Below are 753 nucleotides of genomic sequence, written 5' to 3' on the forward strand. Positions count from 1 at the left end.
TAAGGCAAGAAGATCTTTGACATATTGACACAAGCAAAACTGTAAGTAATGAACTTTAGTTCAGACTAAAGTGAATCAAATCGCAAGATGAGATTTCACAAGTTAGAATACAGCTGAAAGTATGAGCTACTTATTCGTTATCAGTTAAACTGATAGCAAATACAGTCGTAAAGAAAGTAAGAAAGGGCGTATGGCGGATGCCTAGGCTCACGGAGGCGATGAAGGACGTGATAAGCTGCGATAAGCTTCGGGTAGGTGCAAATAACCTTTGATCCGGAGATTTCCGAATGGGACAACCTAGCCGTCTGAAGGACGGTTACTAGCACCTAAGTGTTAGAGCTAACGCAGGGAACTGAAACATCTTAGTACCTGTAGGAAGAGAAAATAAATTAATGATTCCCCCAGTAGTGGCGAGCGAACGGGGAACAGCCCAAACCAGTGGCGTCGCAAGGCGTGGCTGGGGTTGTAGGACCGCGACATTGTACTGAAATGGTGAGTGGAAGTATCTGGAAAGTTACATCACAGAAGGTGATAATCCTGTACACGAAGCCAAATCAGGCATAGCGGTATCCTGAGTAACGCGGGACACGAGGAATCCTGCGCGAATCTGCCGGGACCATCCGGTAAGGCTAAATACTCCCGTGAGACCGATAGCGAACGAGTACTGTGAAGGAAAGGTGAAAAGAACCCCGAGCAGGGGAGTGAAATAGTTCCTGAAACCATGCGCCTACAAGCGGTCGGAGCATCTTACGA

At 46.9% G+C, this 753-nt stretch carries 1 rRNA gene; it reads left to right on the forward strand.

Annotation, left to right across the window (positions count from 1 at the left end):
- Nucleotides 1-170: 170 nt before the first annotated feature.
- Nucleotides 171-753 (forward strand): 23S ribosomal RNA (locus CFT61_RS16385); the annotation flags it as partial.

The sequence above is a fragment of the Segatella copri genome (genome assembly GCF_002224675.1).
GTDB classification, from domain to species: Bacteria; Bacteroidota; Bacteroidia; order Bacteroidales; family Bacteroidaceae; genus Prevotella; species Prevotella copri_U.